The sequence below is a fragment of the Colwellia sp. 1_MG-2023 genome, from assembly GCF_030546755.1.
GTDB lineage: Bacteria > Pseudomonadota > Gammaproteobacteria > Enterobacterales > Alteromonadaceae > Thalassotalea_H.
On sequence record NZ_JAUOPE010000003.1, the window covers coordinates 142,102 to 158,713 of the forward strand.

Annotated in this window: 15 protein-coding genes; 14 read left to right on the top strand and 1 reads right to left on the bottom strand. The window is 37.6% G+C overall.

What is annotated here, in order from left to right; translation table 11 throughout:
• Nucleotide 1 precedes the first annotated feature (1 nt).
• Nucleotides 2-199, top strand: a complete 198-nt coding sequence (locus tag Q4493_RS04475) for a DUF1289 domain-containing protein (RefSeq protein WP_303449699.1) — start codon at nt 2-4, stop codon at nt 197-199.
• A 40-nt stretch (nt 200-239) separates the two neighbouring features.
• Entirely contained in the window at nt 240-1,892 is a 1,653-nt protein-coding gene (locus tag Q4493_RS04480) for a response regulator (RefSeq protein WP_303449700.1), read from the top strand.
• A gap of 25 nt (nt 1,893-1,917) precedes the next feature.
• Here the strand turns inward: Q4493_RS04480 and queG are convergent, their stop codons facing one another.
• Nucleotides 1,918-3,084, bottom strand: coding sequence for a tRNA epoxyqueuosine(34) reductase QueG (gene queG / locus Q4493_RS04485; RefSeq protein ID WP_303449981.1), 1,167 nt, complete (start codon nt 3,082-3,084; stop codon nt 1,918-1,920).
• A 297-nt stretch (nt 3,085-3,381) separates the two neighbouring features.
• Here queG and tsaE point away from each other — a divergent pair, with 297 nt between their 5' ends.
• The 12 genes from tsaE to Q4493_RS04545 all read left to right on the top strand — a co-directional run bounded on the left by tsaE (nt 3,382) and on the right by Q4493_RS04545 (nt 16,577).
• Nucleotides 3,382-3,894 carry a tRNA (adenosine(37)-N6)-threonylcarbamoyltransferase complex ATPase subunit type 1 TsaE gene (tsaE, locus tag Q4493_RS04490; protein WP_303449701.1) on the top strand — a complete coding sequence of 171 codons (513 nt, stop codon included), beginning with the start codon at nt 3,382-3,384 and terminating at the stop codon, nt 3,892-3,894.
• A 13-nt stretch (nt 3,895-3,907) separates the two neighbouring features.
• Nucleotides 3,908-5,239 carry an N-acetylmuramoyl-L-alanine amidase gene (locus tag Q4493_RS04495; protein WP_303449702.1) on the top strand — a complete coding sequence of 444 codons (1,332 nt, stop codon included), beginning with the start codon at nt 3,908-3,910 and terminating at the stop codon, nt 5,237-5,239.
• An 18-nt stretch (nt 5,240-5,257) separates the two neighbouring features.
• Entirely contained in the window at nt 5,258-7,156 is a 1,899-nt protein-coding gene (gene mutL / locus Q4493_RS04500) for a DNA mismatch repair endonuclease MutL (RefSeq protein WP_303449703.1), read from the top strand.
• 6 nt (nt 7,157-7,162) lie between these two features.
• Entirely contained in the window at nt 7,163-8,122 is a 960-nt protein-coding gene (gene miaA / locus Q4493_RS04505; RefSeq protein WP_303449705.1) for a tRNA (adenosine(37)-N6)-dimethylallyltransferase MiaA, read from the top strand.
• Between the two features lie 107 nt (nt 8,123-8,229).
• Nucleotides 8,230-8,493, top strand: a complete 264-nt coding sequence (gene hfq, locus Q4493_RS04510; RefSeq protein ID WP_303449707.1) for an RNA chaperone Hfq — start codon at nt 8,230-8,232, stop codon at nt 8,491-8,493.
• Between the two features lie 33 nt (nt 8,494-8,526).
• Nucleotides 8,527-9,813, top strand: coding sequence for a ribosome rescue GTPase HflX (gene hflX / locus Q4493_RS04515; RefSeq protein ID WP_303449708.1), 1,287 nt, complete (start codon nt 8,527-8,529; stop codon nt 9,811-9,813).
• An 81-nt stretch (nt 9,814-9,894) separates the two neighbouring features.
• A complete protein-coding gene (gene hflK / locus Q4493_RS04520) occupies nt 9,895-11,040 on the top strand; it encodes an FtsH protease activity modulator HflK (RefSeq protein ID WP_303449710.1) in 1,146 nt (381 codons plus the stop codon).
• A 3-nt stretch (nt 11,041-11,043) separates the two neighbouring features.
• Entirely contained in the window at nt 11,044-11,931 is an 888-nt protein-coding gene (gene hflC, locus Q4493_RS04525; RefSeq protein WP_303449711.1) for a protease modulator HflC, read from the top strand.
• Nucleotides 11,932-12,011: 80 nt separating this feature from the next.
• Entirely contained in the window at nt 12,012-12,200 is a 189-nt protein-coding gene (locus tag Q4493_RS04530) for a DUF2065 domain-containing protein (RefSeq protein ID WP_303449713.1), read from the top strand.
• Between the two features lie 330 nt (nt 12,201-12,530).
• Entirely contained in the window at nt 12,531-13,829 is a 1,299-nt protein-coding gene (locus tag Q4493_RS04535) for an adenylosuccinate synthase (protein ID WP_303449714.1), read from the top strand.
• 466 nt (nt 13,830-14,295) lie between these two features.
• Nucleotides 14,296-15,537 (top strand): malic enzyme-like NAD(P)-binding protein, encoded by a 1,242-nt coding sequence (locus Q4493_RS04540; RefSeq protein ID WP_303449716.1) that lies wholly within the window; start codon nt 14,296-14,298, stop codon nt 15,535-15,537.
• Between the two features lie 164 nt (nt 15,538-15,701).
• A complete protein-coding gene (locus tag Q4493_RS04545; RefSeq protein WP_303449717.1) occupies nt 15,702-16,577 on the top strand; it encodes a hypothetical protein in 876 nt (291 codons plus the stop codon).
• The last annotated feature ends 35 nt before the right edge of the window (nt 16,578-16,612 follow it).

The window sequence follows — 16,612 nt, forward strand, 5'->3', positions numbered from 1 at the left end:
TATGAAAATTGATAAAGAAAACAATATTCTTAGTCCCTGTGTACGCAATTGTTGTTTAAATGAAAAAGATATTTGCTTAGGTTGCTTTCGTCATATAAATGAAATAATTGCTTGGCAAACCTGTCATGAAGAAGAAAAACTCGCTATTTTATCAAAGAGCGAAAAACGTAAAGTTGATCACCAAAATACTATTGAGTGATTATTGGGTAAATCTAAGGCGATAATGTGGATTCGTATTAATGGAAGCAGCAGTAAAAAACTATTTTGATGATTATGAAAGTGTCAATGTTTTGGTCATCGATGATAATATTTTAGTACATGATACGATGAAAAGAGCACTTTACGATATTGGTGTTCGCGAGGTGCGATGCGCACAAAACGCATATTTTGGTTTAAAGTTGTGCCGAGAAATGAAATTTCACGTCATTGTTTGTTCTTTCAATGTTGAAAGTGATAAAGATGGCTTTCACTTATTAGAAGAACTGAAATTTAAAGGCTTTGTCACTAAAAGCACGGTGCTAATCTTTTTAAGTACTGAAACTAATGAATCATTAGTGAATTCTATTATTGAATTACAACCGGATGATTTTTGGGTAAAGCCGCTACAGCCCAAAAAAGTACAAGAGCGCCTAAAACAAACCCTAAAAATAAAAAATAAACTTTTTAATTTATATCATTCCATTGATGCACGTGAATTTTCAAAAGTTATTTATTATGCCGACCGACATCTGTTAAATAAAGAGCTTGCCCCGTTACATCCGAATATCTTACGCATGAAGGGCGATGCACTTTTGAGTTTACTTGAATTTAAAGAGGCTGAGATTTTCTTTAAAGAGTTATTGGCAAACTATAAACATTCATGGGTGTATATCGGTTACGTTAAGTCGTTACTTAAACAGGGCAGAATTGATGAAATTCATGACATGTTAACCACGTTATCTAAAAAACCAGAAACACGTTTTGCCACTCATGACATGCTTGCTCAATATCATATTGAACAAGAAAAATATGATTTGGCGTATGAAGAAATAAGAAAAGCGGCGACACTTTCTCCTAGGAATATTGAACGTAATAAAAAATCTTGGGATTTAGCCCGTTTAAACCATGATCATTACGGTCAATATCAAGCGACAAAAAACATTGCTAAAAATGCTAAAAATTCTATTCATGACTCGCCAGAAATATTATTGAATGTTATTCGTTCAGGCATAGACTTAGCTTGCACAATAACGGATGGTAGTGCGGATGCACTTTTAAAACAGTCGGAAACGTACATTAAGCAACTAGAGCGTGACTATGAAGATGCGCATTTATTTAAAGAGCAAATTACGGTCACACGAGCACGAATATTAAATGCACAAGATCAATCTGAAAAAGCCAAACGTATGGTTGAAAACCAAGTCTCAATTCGTCCTACTGAATTAATTGAAGACAATCTTGATAAAGTGAAGGTATACCATGAGTTAGGCATGCGTGAAGAAGCTATGCTATTACTTGAATCTATCAAAAACCAAATTTCTGGTGATTCATTAACGAGCCAAGTGGTCAATAAGTATGTCGAACAAGAAACGCAAGAACGCTCAGATATTCATTTTACTCCGAAACAGCTGCACGATATGGCTGTTGAGCATTTTCAAAAGAAACGACTTAAACCTGCATTAGAGGCAGTTATACAAGCGATTCAGCTTGCCCCAACGAGTATTAAGTTTTCTATAAGTCTGTTGAAAATTATCACAACAATGAAAGAAGAAGATAGTCTAGAAGATCGATATTTAGAATACGCTGATACAGCCTTAGCATTATTTGATCAATCAAAACTTGAAGGAAAAACAGCCGAAGCGGTAGAGCAAGTTAAAACTAAGTGGTTAAGCTTTTTTAGAGTAGAAGGTTAACTTCAGTATTACAGCACGACGAATGTTATGCATCTCTAGGCAACCCTTTTTCTACAGAGCGAATTAATCGTCCTGACAATCTCTCATTTTCGGTGATAAAAGGAAGGTTATTTTCTTGAGCTTTAAGTTTTTGTTTTTGCTGCTCAATTGCCCATTCAATATGTTCTGCGACCATTGGAGTTGTTTTTATTAATTGTTGTTCAAGAGCCATAACAATATCTTGATGGTAATCGGCATTGCCAAGACCTACCGCGATATTTCGTTGCCAACATTCAAACCCTATACGCCGTATTGGAGAGCCTTCAGTTTTACGTAAGAAAGCTTCTTCATCCCACGAAAATAAGGCTAATAACTCGATATTATCTAAATTTTGTCGAGGCTGAAAATCATCTTGCGCAGTAAGTTGTGCAAATTTATTCCATGGACAAATTAATTGGCAATCATCACAACCGTAAACCCGGTTACCAATGGCTGCTCTATATTCCACTGGGATGGCTTCACGTAACTCTATGGTTAAATAAGAAATACATTTTCGTGCGTCAACGACATAGGGTTCGACAATTGCTTGAGTTGGACAAATTTTAATACACGACACGCAGCTGCCGCATTGATTTTCTGCTTTTTCAGTCACAGGCAAAGGAATATCTACCAATAATTCGCCAAGAAAAAACCAAGACCCTGCGTCTTTATTGATTAATAACGTATGTTTTCCTACCCAACCTAAACCTGCTTTTTCGGCTAAAGGGCGTTCTAAAATAGGGGCAGAGTCGACAAAAGGACGATAATTAAATTGTTGACAATAATTGGTTATTTTTTCACCTAACTGTTTTAAGCGTTTTCGCATTAATTTGTGATAATCACGCCCCAACGCATAACGGCTAACATAAGCTTTATTTTTGTTTTTTAAGGTTTCAGCAAATTTTGCATCACTTGGTAAATAATCCATACGCGCACTGATCACGCTCATGGTATTGGGTACTAATTCATTAGCCCTAGCACGCATTAAACCATGCTTGGCCATGTAATCCATGTTGCCGTGGTAGTTTTTTGCTAACCAGTTGGTTAACGCTTTTTCATGGGACGATAAATCGATATCACTAAAACCAACTTGAGAAAACCCCAGCTCCTTTCCCCAAATTTTGATTTTCTCTGCTAATGCTTGATAGTTGATAATAAAAGCCGCCGTTGTAATGAGCGTTACATGCTAGTTGCAAACCTTAGTTGAAAGTTTATCACAATGTTTATATCGCGCACAAAAGCTGGAAGCGGGTAAATAAAATATTATCAGTCTATACATTTTTGTCGTTATATTCGGGTATAATCGCTTCATTATTAATGTACTATCTAACCTGAAAACTTGTTATTTACTTTGCATTTTATTCGGCGTTTTTCTTAAAAATAAAATGGCCAATACCAAGTTAAAATAGAAGAACAGCAAAATGCTATTTTTTTCATTCAACAGGTTATCTTTTGAGGTGTTTTTACTTTCATGAACAATAATGTAATCACATATCGTTGTAGTTTCCCATTAGTTGATGAGCAAGCAACAGTCACCATGGGGAAAACAATAGCGAATATTGTAAAAGGCGAACTTAATCAAGGGATTGTGGTCTATTTAAATGGCGATTTAGGCGCTGGAAAAACAACAATTACTCGTGGCTTCGTTCAAGGCATGGGGCATGATGGTCATGTGAAAAGTCCCACTTATACTTTAGTTGAGCCTTATGATTTAGCTGACTGGCAAGTTTATCACTTTGATCTTTATCGACTTGCAGATCCTGAAGAGTTAGAGTTTATGGGTATTCGTGATTATTTTAATGAAAATTGTTGTTGTTTTATTGAATGGCCAGAAAAAGGCAATGGTCTATTGGCTAATGCAGATATTACCATTAATATGGCTTACCAAGGTGAGCAAAGAGTGGTTGAATTTCAATCGCATAATATCCTAGGTAAAAACTTACTATTAGCGCTTGAACGTTCAAACATTGATACGATTGAATAAGAGGTTATACGAAATGGCGCGTGGCGTTATAAGTCGATATTTAAGTACGTTATTTTTTCTTTACTTGGCTTTAGTCAGTTCGATTTATGCTGCTCAATCTAATAATAGTATCGATGGTATTCGTGTCTGGCCGGCACCAGAAAACACTCGGCTAGTATTTGATTTAAAGGACACGCCTGATTACAGCTATTTTAGTTTAGCTAACCCGCAACGTCTTGTGATTGATTTTCAATCCACTAAAAATTTAGTCAATCTTCAAGCGCTTGCTGAAAATGATAAAAGAATTAAAACCATTCGCACCTCCACGGCAAAAAATAAAGCATCGACACGTTTAGTATTAGAGTTGCATGAAAAATATAATTTGAATGTTTTTCCTTTAGCGCCTGCAGGACAATATGGTAATCGTTTAGTGGTTGATTTATTCGATCAAGACCGTGTGACACATAGCATTCAAACTACCAATAAAAATGACAAACGAGATATTGTGATCGCTATCGTCGCGGGACATGGTGGTGAAGACCCAGGTTCTATTGGCGCAAAAGGTACCTATGAAAAACATGTCACGTTAAAAATTGCTAAAAAATTAGCCGCTTTAATCGATAAACAAAAAGGCCTAAAGTCGGCGATGATCAGAACCGGCGATTATTATGTTAATCATAATCGCAAAACAGCGTTAGCAAGAAAGCACAAAGCTGATTTATTAATATCTATTCATGCCGATGCTTTTACGTCATCAAAACCGCATGGTGCCTCTGTATTAGTACAGTCAACTCGACGGGCAAATTCTGAATTTACCCGCTGGATAGCGAATCGTCAGAAAGAGTCAGAGTTGTTGGGTGGTGCTGGTGACACCATCAAAAAGACAAAAGATAAAAATTTAGCGATTACGTTAGCGGACATGAAAAAAGAATATACCATGGCAAGTAGTTATGATTTTGCCGAACACGTTATCTCGCAATTAAAAAAGGTTACTAAACTTCATAAGAAAAAGCCCGAAGGATTGAGTTTAGCAGTATTAAAATCTTCAGATATTCCATCGGTATTAATTGAAACAGGGTTTATTTCTAATCACAAAGAAGAACGTAATTTAAATTCACCTGCTCATCAACAAAAGCTGGCCCAGGCTATTTTTAATTCGGTTGATAATTATTTTGCTAATAATGCGCCCGATGGAACTTACTATGCCTCTGTTAGCTATAAAAAGCATAAAGTCTCGCGCGGTGAGTCGTTATCTGTTGTCGCGCAACGTTATAATGTGACAGTAAGAAAGTTAAAGTCGGTCAATAATTTAAACTCTAATGTTGTTCGAATTGGACAAACATTAAAAATTCCTCGTGCAGATTAAGGCCTTTTTAAGCTTTTTATGACCATTGAAATCCTCCCCGCTCAACTTGCGAACCAAATTGCCGCAGGTGAAGTAGTAGAACGTCCCGCATCTGTTGTTAAAGAATTGGTTGAAAACAGCTTAGATGCCGGCGCGACATCGATAAAAATTGATATTGAGAAAGGCGGTGCAAAACGGATACGTATTAGTGATAACGGTAAAGGCATTGTTAAAGACGAATTAACCTTAGCGCTTAGTCGTCATGCGACGAGTAAAATTAAGAACCTAAATGATTTAGAAGGTATTAATTCATTAGGTTTTCGTGGTGAAGCGTTAGCGAGTATTAGTTCAGTTGCTCGTTTAACGTTAACGTCTAAACCTAAAGAGCAAGAGAGTGCTTGGCAAGCGTGTGCCCAAGGTCGAGATATGGACGTTGCTATCAATCCAGCCGCGCATTCAGACGGCACGACTATCGATGTCATGGACTTGTTTTTTAACACGCCAGCACGTCGAAAGTTTATGCGAACAGAAAAAACTGAATTTTCTCATATCGAAGAAGTGATCAAACGTATTGCTTTGGCTCGATTTGATGTGGCGTTTACTTTAACTCATAACCATAAAGTCGTTCGTCAGTATCGATTAGCGAACACGGCTAATCAAAAAGCAAAACGTGTTGCACAAGTCTGTGGCCAAGCCTTTATCGATAACGCCTTACAAGTCGATTGCCAACATGACGGTTTAAGTTTAACGGGTTGGATTGCTAACCCGCAGTTTAATCGTAAGCAAAATGACTTGTGCTACAGCTATGTAAATGGCCGAATGATGAGAGATAAATTGATTAATCATGCGATTCGGCAGTCTTTTCATGAAATGTTACCTGACAATACTTATCCCGCTTTTGTCTTATTTCTAACGCTTGATGTGCGTGATGTCGATGTTAATGTGCATCCGGCGAAGCATGAAGTGCGTTTTCATCAAGGGCGATATGTACATGATTTTATATATTCTGTTTGCCATCAAGCTTTAATGAATGAACTCCAATCGGCTCACCAAGAACAAGACGTTACTGGTGAAGCTGATAATTTTCTTGAAAGTCAGCTAAATCAAAGTGCTGAGCAGCACATACCGCCCGTTGAGTATTTTCATCACCAACACAATGCAGCAATAAATAGCGCGAGTGAGCAAGTTCAAGAATATGTAAAACCATTAAGTTACGACAGTAATCATCGTCAAACTTCTGCGAGACATTATGCTCCATCGACTAATGCGGCTAAGTTTCAAGGAAATGCCCAAGGTTTAGCAATTGCCAGCAAGGCTTATCAAACCTTGATGCAACCTTTAGATGAATCTAGGGCTCAAGCTCGCGAACATCAAGAAAACCATAACTTGTCTCAATTAACCTTACAGTTTATCGCGCCAAGCTTTGCGCTGTATATTGACGATAATCAGCCCAGATTAATCTCTTTAGAAAAGTTGACGGCACGAATCAACTTTCTAAATATTACCAAACAATGGCCACAAGGATTAACCAGTCAACCCTTGTTGTTACCCATTAAATTAAGTTTTTCAAAAGCTGACATTGACTTTATTGAGAGTAATGCAGAAATGTTTACTTCTTTTGGTATGGTCATACAACGACTTAGCAGCACTGCGATACAAATTAGACAATATCCAGCTATGCTGAGAGAAAAAGATGTGAATCATAGTTTTTCACTTTTCTTAGAGCATTTATTCATGGCGGATAACGAAGCATTATTATCTGTTGAGGTGTGGCAAAACAGTTTTGTAAAATGTTTAACTCCTGAGTCTTTTGACGAAAAGCAATTACATGCACTTTACATGCAACTGACTCATTTGTGTCCGCAAACAATAAATCAAGAATTGGCCTTGAATTCAACGACAATCGACCTTACATCATCAATAGAAAAGTTGAAGTGATTAACTATGTCATCTTTAGAAAGTAAAAAAGCGATTGCAACGGCCAAACAACCACCGGTTATTTGTTTAATGGGACCGACGGCATCTGGAAAAACAGCCCTTGCATTTGAGCTTTTTGAACAATTACCTTGCGATATTATTAGTGTTGATTCAGCTCTTATTTATCGTGATATGGACATAGGCACCGCTAAGCCAACGACAGAGGAATTAACAAAATATCCTCATCGTTTGATTAATATTAGAGATGCGAGCGAAAGTTATTCAGCTGCTGATTTTTGTCAAGATGCCTTACGCGAAATTGCTGAAATTCGAGCCAAAGGTCGTATTCCATTATTGGTCGGCGGCACTATGATGTATTTTAAAAGCTTAATTGAAGGTATATCGCCACTACCGCAAGCGGATAGTGAAATTAGAAAAAAGATTGAGCAAGAAGCAAAAGCAACCAGTTGGCAAGCTGTTCATCAAGTATTAACTGAGGTTGATCCTGAAGCTGGACAAAGAATTCACCCTAATGATCCACAAAGAATTACTCGGGCATTAGAAGTTTTTCGCATAACAGGAAACACTTTGTCACAATTAACGGCAATAAAAGGTGAGAAACTGTTAGGTGATGTTTTACAATTCGCCATCGCACCGAAAGAGCGAAGTGTTTTACACGAACGCATTGCTTTACGATATGAGCAAATGATTGCTCAAGGTTTTGAACAAGAGGTCGTTAAACTAATAGAACGGCAAGATTTACATGAAAATCTTCCTTCAATACGTTGTGTAGGCTATCGTCAAATGTGGCAACATCTTCATGGTGAGTTTGATCATGATGAAATGATATTTAAAGGGATTTGTGCCACCAGACAATTAGCGAAAAGACAGCTAACTTGGTTAAGAAATTGGCCAAATTTGCAATGGCTTAATATGGAAAGTAAAGATAATTTACAACAAATTTTGACAGCAGTAAGCAAACTTTAAACATTGATGTATAATTAGATTTATTAGATAGTTAATTGAATACAATTATAAAATAAAGCAGCAATGATTTACTTAATTTTCACTAACAATAAAAAAGGGGCCAAATAATGGCAAAGGGGCAATCTTTACAAGACCCATTTTTGAATGCTTTACGTCGTGATCGCATTCCAGTCGCAATATACTTAGTTAATGGCATCAAACTACAAGGACAAGTAGAGTCATTTGATCAATTCGTTATTTTGTTAAAAAATACCGTTAGTCAAATGGTTTATAAACATGCTATTTCAACGGTTGTACCTGCACGTGCAGTCAATACAGCCCCACAACCAACTCAAGCAGGCTTTAACCAATCAATGGATTCTCAAGATTAATGCACTTAACTAGTATTGTTAGGATTTGCTCATTTGTTTGATAGGTACCAAGCAGGTGAGCAGGCGATACTTGTTCATTTAGATTTTCCAGACGAAAATGCACGTGAAGATTTACAAGAATTTGAAATGCTTGTAGATTCTGCGGGCATTGAATCGTTATCTGTGATCACAGGTAAGCGCAACACACCGCATAGTAAATTTTTTGTCGGTAGTGGTAAAGCACAAGAAATCGCCGATGAAGTTAAGTTACTCGATGCGAATGTGATTTTATTCAATCACAGTTTATCTCCTTCACAAGAAAAAAATATTGAAGCACTTTGTGAGTGTCGTGTGGTTGATCGCACCACCTTAATCTTAGATATTTTTGCGCAGCGTGCCCGTACGCATGAAGGTAAGTTACAAGTAGAGCTCGCACAATTACGTCATATTAGTACTCGCCTGATTCGCGGTTGGACGCATTTAGAAAGACAAAAAGGTGGTATAGGTCTTAGAGGACCTGGTGAAACACAGCTTGAAACTGATAGACGTTTACTACGTGAACGTATGGTTAATATTCGCAAACGTTTAGAAAAAGTAGAAAAGCAGCGCCAGCAAGGGCGAAGAGCACGAGAAAGAGCCGAGTTACCGACCATTTCGTTAGTTGGTTATACCAATGCAGGTAAATCAACGTTATTTAATTGTATTACCAAAGCGAAGGTTTATGCGGCGGATCAGTTATTTGCCACGCTTGATCCAACATTAAGAAGGATTGAAGTTGAAGACGTAGGCCGTGCAATTTTAGCGGATACCGTAGGGTTTATTCGACATCTTCCTCATGACTTAGTGGCGGCCTTTAAAGCGACCCTAACGGAAACCCGAGAAGCAGAACTTTTATTACATGTTATTGATATTGCTGATGAACGACGTAGTGAAAATATCGAGCAAGTACAAGAAGTGTTGAAAGAAATCGATGCAGGTGATGTTCCTCAATTACTCATTTGTAATAAAATTGATAAGTTAGAAGATGTTGAACCACGTATTGATCGTGATGATACTGGCTTACCAATTAGAGTGTGGCTTTCTGCACAGCGAGGCATAGGTATTGAACTGCTTTTTGCCGCGTTAGCTGAACGATTAGGTAAACAAATCGTAAAACATAGCTTAAAAATTCCGCCACAATATGGAAAATTCAGAGGGACTTTTTATCAATTAAATTGCATTTCTGATGAACAATATGATGAGCAAGGTAATTGTCTATTAAAAGTGAAATTACCGGCAAGAGAGTGGAATCGTTTAGTAAAAAAAGATGAAGCGGTGATTGAAAGCTTTATCGAAAGTTAACAGACTGATATATTAGGTTTTACATAAATTTTGACTTATTATGTCAATTTATACATTTTAGATTAGACAGCGGAGAGCAGCATGGCTTGGAATGAACCGGGGAAAGACGATAAAGATCCCTGGAAAAATAAAGGTGGTAAAAATCAAGGTCCACCTGACTTAGATGATCTCTTAAAAGATTTAGGCAACAAAGTTGGCGGAATTTTTGGAGGCAAGCCTTCGGGCGGTGGCTCAGGCAAAAGCTTTTCTTCTGTAGGCTTTGGTTTAGCGTTAATTGTTTCTGTGTTGGTTTATGCATTCAGTGGTTTTTATACGATTAAAGAAGCTGAGCAAGGTATTGTATTACGCTTTGGTCAATATTCAGGCACGGTAGAACCTGGTTTACGTTGGAAATGGACGTTTATTGACCGTATTATTCCTGTTGATATCCAAACAACACGCGATCTACCCGCAGCAGGCTTTATGCTGACACAAGATGAAAATGTTGTTCGTGTAGAAATGCAAATTCAATATCGCGTCGTTGATCCAAGAAATTACGTGTTTAGTGTCACTAATGCTGATGACAGCTTGAGTCAGTCACTTGATAGCGCGTTACGTTATGTGGTTGGTCACGCGAAAATGGATGATATTTTAACCAGTGGTCGTGAACAAGTTCGACAAGATGTTTGGAAGGAACTAGACGATATTATTGAACCTTATAATCTGGGTTTGATCGTGGTTGATGTTAACTTCAAGGATGCTCGTCCTCCTGAAGAAGTAAAAGATGCCTTTGATGATGCAATAGCAGCACAAGAAGATGAAGTACGTTTCTTACGTGAGGCAGAAGCGTATGCAAGAGGCATTGAGCCTAGAGCGCGTGGCCGTGTTAAACGTATGGAGCAAGAAGCCATTGCTTATAAAGAACAAACCGTTTTAGACGCGCAAGGTGAAGTGGCGAAATTTGAAAAGCTACTACCTGAATATCAAGCTGCGCCAGAAGTTACTCGTCAACGTTTATACATATCTACTTTGGAAAAAGTGTACAGTAACACCAGTAAAGTGATGGTAGACGTAGACGGTGGTAATAACATGATTTACTTACCATTGGATAAGATTATGCAGCAACAAACGCCTGTTAATCGAGTGGTGCCAAGCTCTTCTCAGAGTGTCAATAATTCTGGTAACACTATTAATTCTACTCCTTCATCCTCTGGTCGTACTGACCGCTTTAATAATGGGAGAGATTAAGCAATGAAAAATTTTATGATTGCGATTATCGCTGCTTTGTTTGTCTTAGTAGTCTCCTCTGTTTTCGTTGTTTTTGAAGGACAACGTGGCATAGTGTTTCAGTTCTCGAAAATTAAACGAGATGCCGAAACAGGCGACATGATGGTTTATGAGCCAGGACTACAATTTAAAATACCTTTTATTGAAAGTGTTAAAAAACTTGATGCGCGTATTCAAACGTTAGATGAAGCACCTGATCGTTTTGTTACTTCTGAGAAAAAAGATTTAATGGTCGACTCATTTGTTAAATGGCGTATTGTTGATTTCTCTACGTACTATTTACGTACTTCAGGTTCCATTGAAAATGCTCGTGCTTTATTAAAGCAAAAAGTAAACAATGGCTTAAGAACTGAATTTGGTACTCGTACCATTAAAGAGATTGTTTCAGGTGATCGTGATTCTATCATGGCTAAAGCATTAGAAAGTGCTGCAAGTAGCCGTGAAGACTTAGGTATCGAAGTGATTGATGTGCGCATTAAAGCCATTAACCTTCCTACCGAAGTAAGTAATTCAATTTATGATCGAATGCGTGCTGAACGTACAGCAGTAGCCAAAGAGCATAGATCACAAGGTCAAGAGCAGTCGGAAATTATTCGTGCAACGATTGATGCTAAAGTGACGGTTATGTTAGCAACCGCACAAAAAGAAGCCTTTGAAATTCGTGGTGAAGGCGATGCCTTAGCAGCAAAAGTTTATGCTGACACTTATAAGAAAGATGCTGAATTCTTTAGTTTTTATCGTAGCCTTGAAGCCTACGAAAAAAGCTTCAGTAGCAAAAATGATATTTTGGTTGTTAAACCAGATAACGATTTCTTTCACTATTTAAAAAATAGTGACAAAGTAAAAAAATAATCGTTATTATCTAAATGCAGAAAAACCATGACATTGTCATGGTTTTTTTATGGGCTAAGTTTAATCCTAGGGACCAAAAGATGACGTTACAATTATTACTCACAGCCTTAGCGTTGGCATTGATTATTGAAGGATTAATTCCGGCATTATTTCCGAATAAATGGCGCGCATACGTAATAAAACTGGCGGAAGAAACGCCGCAGTCAATTCGTTCAATAGGGATCACCATTATTGTCATTGGTTTGATCATTCTTTGGTTATCACAATAACAATTAGCTAGGGCATGTTGATTTTTCGCGATGATTTTTGCAACAGTTTGTTTGGTATTTATACAAAGCATTACAAATGATATGTGGTTATTCCACCTCAATGAGCAAAAATGCAGGAGAAATGACAAACAAGCGTTGCCCGAAGGGTTCAAAATTTAACCTCGAAAGTTCAGCACGCCCTAATCATCTTTTTATATTTATTTGGTGGTTAACTAAGTTATTCTCTTTATTTGATATTTTTAAATCGTATTAAAATCCAACAAGAATAGCTTGGACTCATTATTATAATTTGATAGAATCCCCGCCTAATTTTCTTACCAATATGTGAACATGGGTAAAAACGTCGTAGTTCTTGGCACCCAATGGGGTGACGAAGGCAAAGGTAAAGTAGTCGACTTACTGACTGATACAGCTAAGTACGTAGTACGCTATCAAGGTGGCCATAACGCCGGTCATACACTTGTTATTAACGGTGAAAAAACAGTTTTACATCTAATACCATCAGGGGTTTTACGCGAGAACGTAAAATGCTTAATTGGTAATGGTGTTGTACTTTGTCCGAAAGCATTAATGACTGAGATGAAAATGTTAGAAGAGCGTGGTGTTCCCGTTCGCGAACGTTTATTAATCAGTGATGCTTGTCCATTAATTCTTCCTTATCATAATGCACTTGATGCTGCTCGCGAAGCTGCTCGTGGCAGTAAAGCTATTGGTACTACCGGTCGTGGTATTGGTCCAGCTTATGAAGATAAAGTTGCTCGTCGCGGTTTACGTGTTGGCGACCTATTTAATGCGGAAACTTTTGCGTCAAAATTAAAGGAAATTATGGAATACCATAATTTTGCTTTGGTGAATTATTACAAAGTAGAGCCGGTGAATTATGAAGAAGTGCTTGCTGATGTATTAGCTGTTCGCGAAGTGATCATTGGTATGGTTGCTGATATTGCAGAATTGCTTGATCAAGCCCGTATTGCTGGCGAAAAAATCATGTTTGAAGGTGCTCAAGGCACATTACTTGATATCGACCACGGTACATATCCATATGTAACTTCTTCAAATACTACTGCTGGTGGTGTTTCAACAGGTTGTGGATTTGGCCCTCGTAATATTGATTACGTTTTAGGGATCACCAAAGCGTATACGACTCGTGTTGGCTCAGGTCCATTCCCAACTGAACTAAATGACGAAATTGGTAATCATTTAGGCACAGTGGGTCATGAATTTGGTGCAACTACCGGTCGTGAACGTCGTTGTGGTTGGTTCGATGCCGTTGCTATGCATCGCGCGACTCAAGTTAACAGCGTAACGGGTTTTTGTTTAACTAAGCTTGATGTGTTAGATGGCTTAGAAGAATTGAAAATTTGTACGGGTTATCAAACGAAATCAGGTGAAATCATTACTGTTCCGCCAACAGCGGCTGAAGGTTATGAAGAAATCACCCCTGTTTATGAAACAATGCCTGGTTGGTCTGAAAAAACTTACGGCGCTACTTCAATTGAGCAATTACCGGCAAATGCCATTGCTTATATTAAACGTATTGAAGAAGTCACTGGTGTACCGATTGATTTAGTTTCAACAGGCCCAGACCGTAATGAAACTATTATTTTAGTTAACCCATTTAGCGAATAGTTTTTCATTTACATGTGTTGTCCTGAAATAGGTTGACGTTTTTAAGAGCCACTTATTGAAGTGGCTTTTTTATATCGTTTTTTCGAACGATATAGTCAATTTATTTATATAATTAATATTTTCCTACCCACTCAGTTATCTACTTTATTCACTACAGTATTTTCGCACACCAAAGTCTTTATCGCGCTAAAGTCGGTGAAGTCGGGCTAAATGGTACGTAAAAAACGATAAATATTTTGAATAAGCGTTTTTTCTAGCACTATACCTCATTACCAATAACGAATATTTATCCAATTAATGTGTAATCTGTTTTATTGGTGTTAGTGTTTATAAAGGCTCTAGAGGTATTACCACAAAAATTTAGCTTGAGTTTAAGGTAAAGAATGCAATATTATGTAAAAGAAAATGAACTAAAAAAACAATAATCTATAATATATTAATATATAACGCACTGGGACAACCTATAATGACTGATTTACGCCAACAGGCACTTGATTATCATCAATTTCCAACACCAGGAAAAATAAGTGTAGAACTTACTACTGCTGCGGAAACAAGCCTTGATCTTTCGCTTGCCTATAGCCCTGGAGTAGCCGAACCTGTTAGAGCGATCGCTGAAAATCCTGATGATGTGTATAAATATACCGGTAAAGGAAATACTGTGGCCGTCATTACTAATGGTACGGCGATTTTAGGTTTAGGTAATTTAGGCGGTATGGCGTCAAAGCCGGTGATGGAAGGTAAAGCATTATTGTTTAAACGCTTCGCTAATATCAATTCATTTGATTTAGAAGTAAAACATAAAACGGTGGAAGAATTTGTTTCAACCGTTGCCAACATTGCTGATAGCTTTGGTGGGATAAACCTTGAAGATATTAAAGCACCTGAGTGTTTTGAAATAGAAAAAGCACTCATTGAACGTTGTAAAATCCCAGTGTTTCACGATGATCAGCACGGTACGGCAATTGTTACTGCGGCAGGTATGATCAATGCGCTTGAAATTCAAGGGAAGCATATTAAAGAGGCAAATATTGTTTGTATGGGCGCAGGTGCTGCAGCGATAGCTTGTATGGAATTGCTTATTAAGTGTGGCGCACAACGTGAAAAAATCTACATGTTAGATACTAAAGGTGTCATTCATACACGTCGTGATGACTTAAACGAATATAAACGACTTTTTGCTAACAATACCGACAAACGTACCTTAGAAGATGTGATTGATGGTGCCGATGTTTTTGTTGGCGTGTCTGGCCCTAATGTTTTATCAGCAGAACATGTTAAATTAATGGCTCCAAAGCCTGTGATTTTTGCTTGTTCGAATCCTGATCCTGAAATCAAACCTGAATTAGCTCATGCAACACGTGATGATATTATTATGGCAACGGGTCGCTCTGATTACCCTAATCAGGTGAATAATGTTCTTTGCTTCCCATTTATTTTCCGCGGCGCGTTAGATGTAAGAGCAAGAACCATTAATGATGAAATGAAAGTGGCTTGTGTTCATGCCATTCGTGAATTGGCAAAAGAGCCTGTTCCTCAAGATGTGTTAGATGCCAGTTGTGAAAATACCTTAACCTTTGGTAAAGAATACATCATCCCTAAACCAATGGATTCGCGTTTGTGTGCCCGAGTAGCCAAAGCGGTAGCACAAGCGGCAGTTGATTCTGGGGTTGCTGCGTTAGAGCTGCCTGAAGATTATATGGAATAATTCATAAAAATTTTGCGTTAATATCAAAGGTTCGTGAAGCGGATACTAACTTCTTCGGAACCTTTTTATTTTCTTTTGTTAGTCAAAAAGTTGTCTTTTTAACTTGGCACTAATCTTGTAAATGCATTCGAACAACATATTTTAAGAATTTAAAGGTTCGAATCATGAATAAAATTCCCTTCTTATTATTTTTATTATCTTATAATGCAGTAGCGGATATTGCCGAATATAAAGGTAAAGTCACCGATATTTTGATTGGAAAATCTGAAGTGATCAAGGTGGGTATTGTTGAGTCAGATGATAATGTGGTTAACTGCCTAAGTGAAGAAGATCAAGATTGGAAGTTCACCTTTGAAAGAGGGCATAACTATTCTCAAGAATGGTTTGATGTACTGAATTTAGTCCGACGAACACAAGAAACTATCCGCATAGGCTATTTAGAAAATAATGACGCGGAGTGCGCTATCGAATACTTAGCATTGCTCAAAGGCGATAGTAATATTATTGGTGATGGCAATGAGCAAGTTAATGACTCACTAGAGAGAACAGGTCAATATGGTAATATTGCGCAAATATTTACAAACGGTTTAACCGAACCTAGCTATCATGCGAGTAATCATTATGGGAGTGATGAGCCAGCAGCAGCTTTTGATGGGCATATTTTTGGTGAGCAATTAGTTGATGGTGAAGGGACGTTAATTAATCGGGGTATTTGGTTAGTTAAAAAAGATCCTGAAGACGATGAAGCGGAATATTGGATACAAGTTGAGTTTGAAGAAGTGGTTAATATTTCAGGCTTTCGAATTATGTTAAATACGAAGTCGGCTGAATTAGGGCGTGGACCTCGTCATATCACTGTTTCAACATCGCTAGGCAACGGCGAATTTGAAGAGCAAGGCCAGTACACTCTTTCTAAAGCGATCGATCAACGTGCTAATTTAGCTAACAAAACTGAAGCGAAAATATTGAAAATTCAAATTAATTCAAACTTTGGCGACAGTTTTATTGAAATTGATGAGTTAGAAGTTTATGCAAATTAAGTTGTAAGTTTTGTAATCATTTAAAATAAGCCGAA

Bases quoted from the DNA above. Each gene is read 5' to 3' on its own strand.
- hflC (WP_303449711.1), top strand. From the start codon at position 11,044: ATGAAAAATTTTATGATTGCGATTATCGCTGCTTTGTTTGTCTTAGTA.
- Q4493_RS04530 (WP_303449713.1), top strand. From the start codon at position 12,012: ATGACGTTACAATTATTACTCACAGCCTTAGCGTTGGCATTGATTATT.
- mutL (WP_303449703.1), top strand. From the start codon at position 5,258: ATGACCATTGAAATCCTCCCCGCTCAACTTGCGAACCAAATTGCCGCA.
- Q4493_RS04545 (WP_303449717.1), top strand. From the start codon at position 15,702: ATGAATAAAATTCCCTTCTTATTATTTTTATTATCTTATAATGCAGTA.
- miaA (WP_303449705.1), top strand. From the start codon at position 7,163: ATGTCATCTTTAGAAAGTAAAAAAGCGATTGCAACGGCCAAACAACCA.
- tsaE (WP_303449701.1), top strand. From the start codon at position 3,382: ATGAACAATAATGTAATCACATATCGTTGTAGTTTCCCATTAGTTGAT.
- Q4493_RS04495 (WP_303449702.1), top strand. From the start codon at position 3,908: ATGGCGCGTGGCGTTATAAGTCGATATTTAAGTACGTTATTTTTTCTT.
- Q4493_RS04540 (WP_303449716.1), top strand. From the start codon at position 14,296: ATGACTGATTTACGCCAACAGGCACTTGATTATCATCAATTTCCAACA.
- hflK (WP_303449710.1), top strand. From the start codon at position 9,895: ATGGCTTGGAATGAACCGGGGAAAGACGATAAAGATCCCTGGAAAAAT.
- Q4493_RS04480 (WP_303449700.1), top strand. From the start codon at position 240: ATGGAAGCAGCAGTAAAAAACTATTTTGATGATTATGAAAGTGTCAAT.
- Q4493_RS04475 (WP_303449699.1), top strand. From the start codon at position 2: ATGAAAATTGATAAAGAAAACAATATTCTTAGTCCCTGTGTACGCAAT.
- hfq (WP_303449707.1), top strand. From the start codon at position 8,230: ATGGCAAAGGGGCAATCTTTACAAGACCCATTTTTGAATGCTTTACGT.
- Q4493_RS04535 (WP_303449714.1), top strand. From the start codon at position 12,531: ATGGGTAAAAACGTCGTAGTTCTTGGCACCCAATGGGGTGACGAAGGC.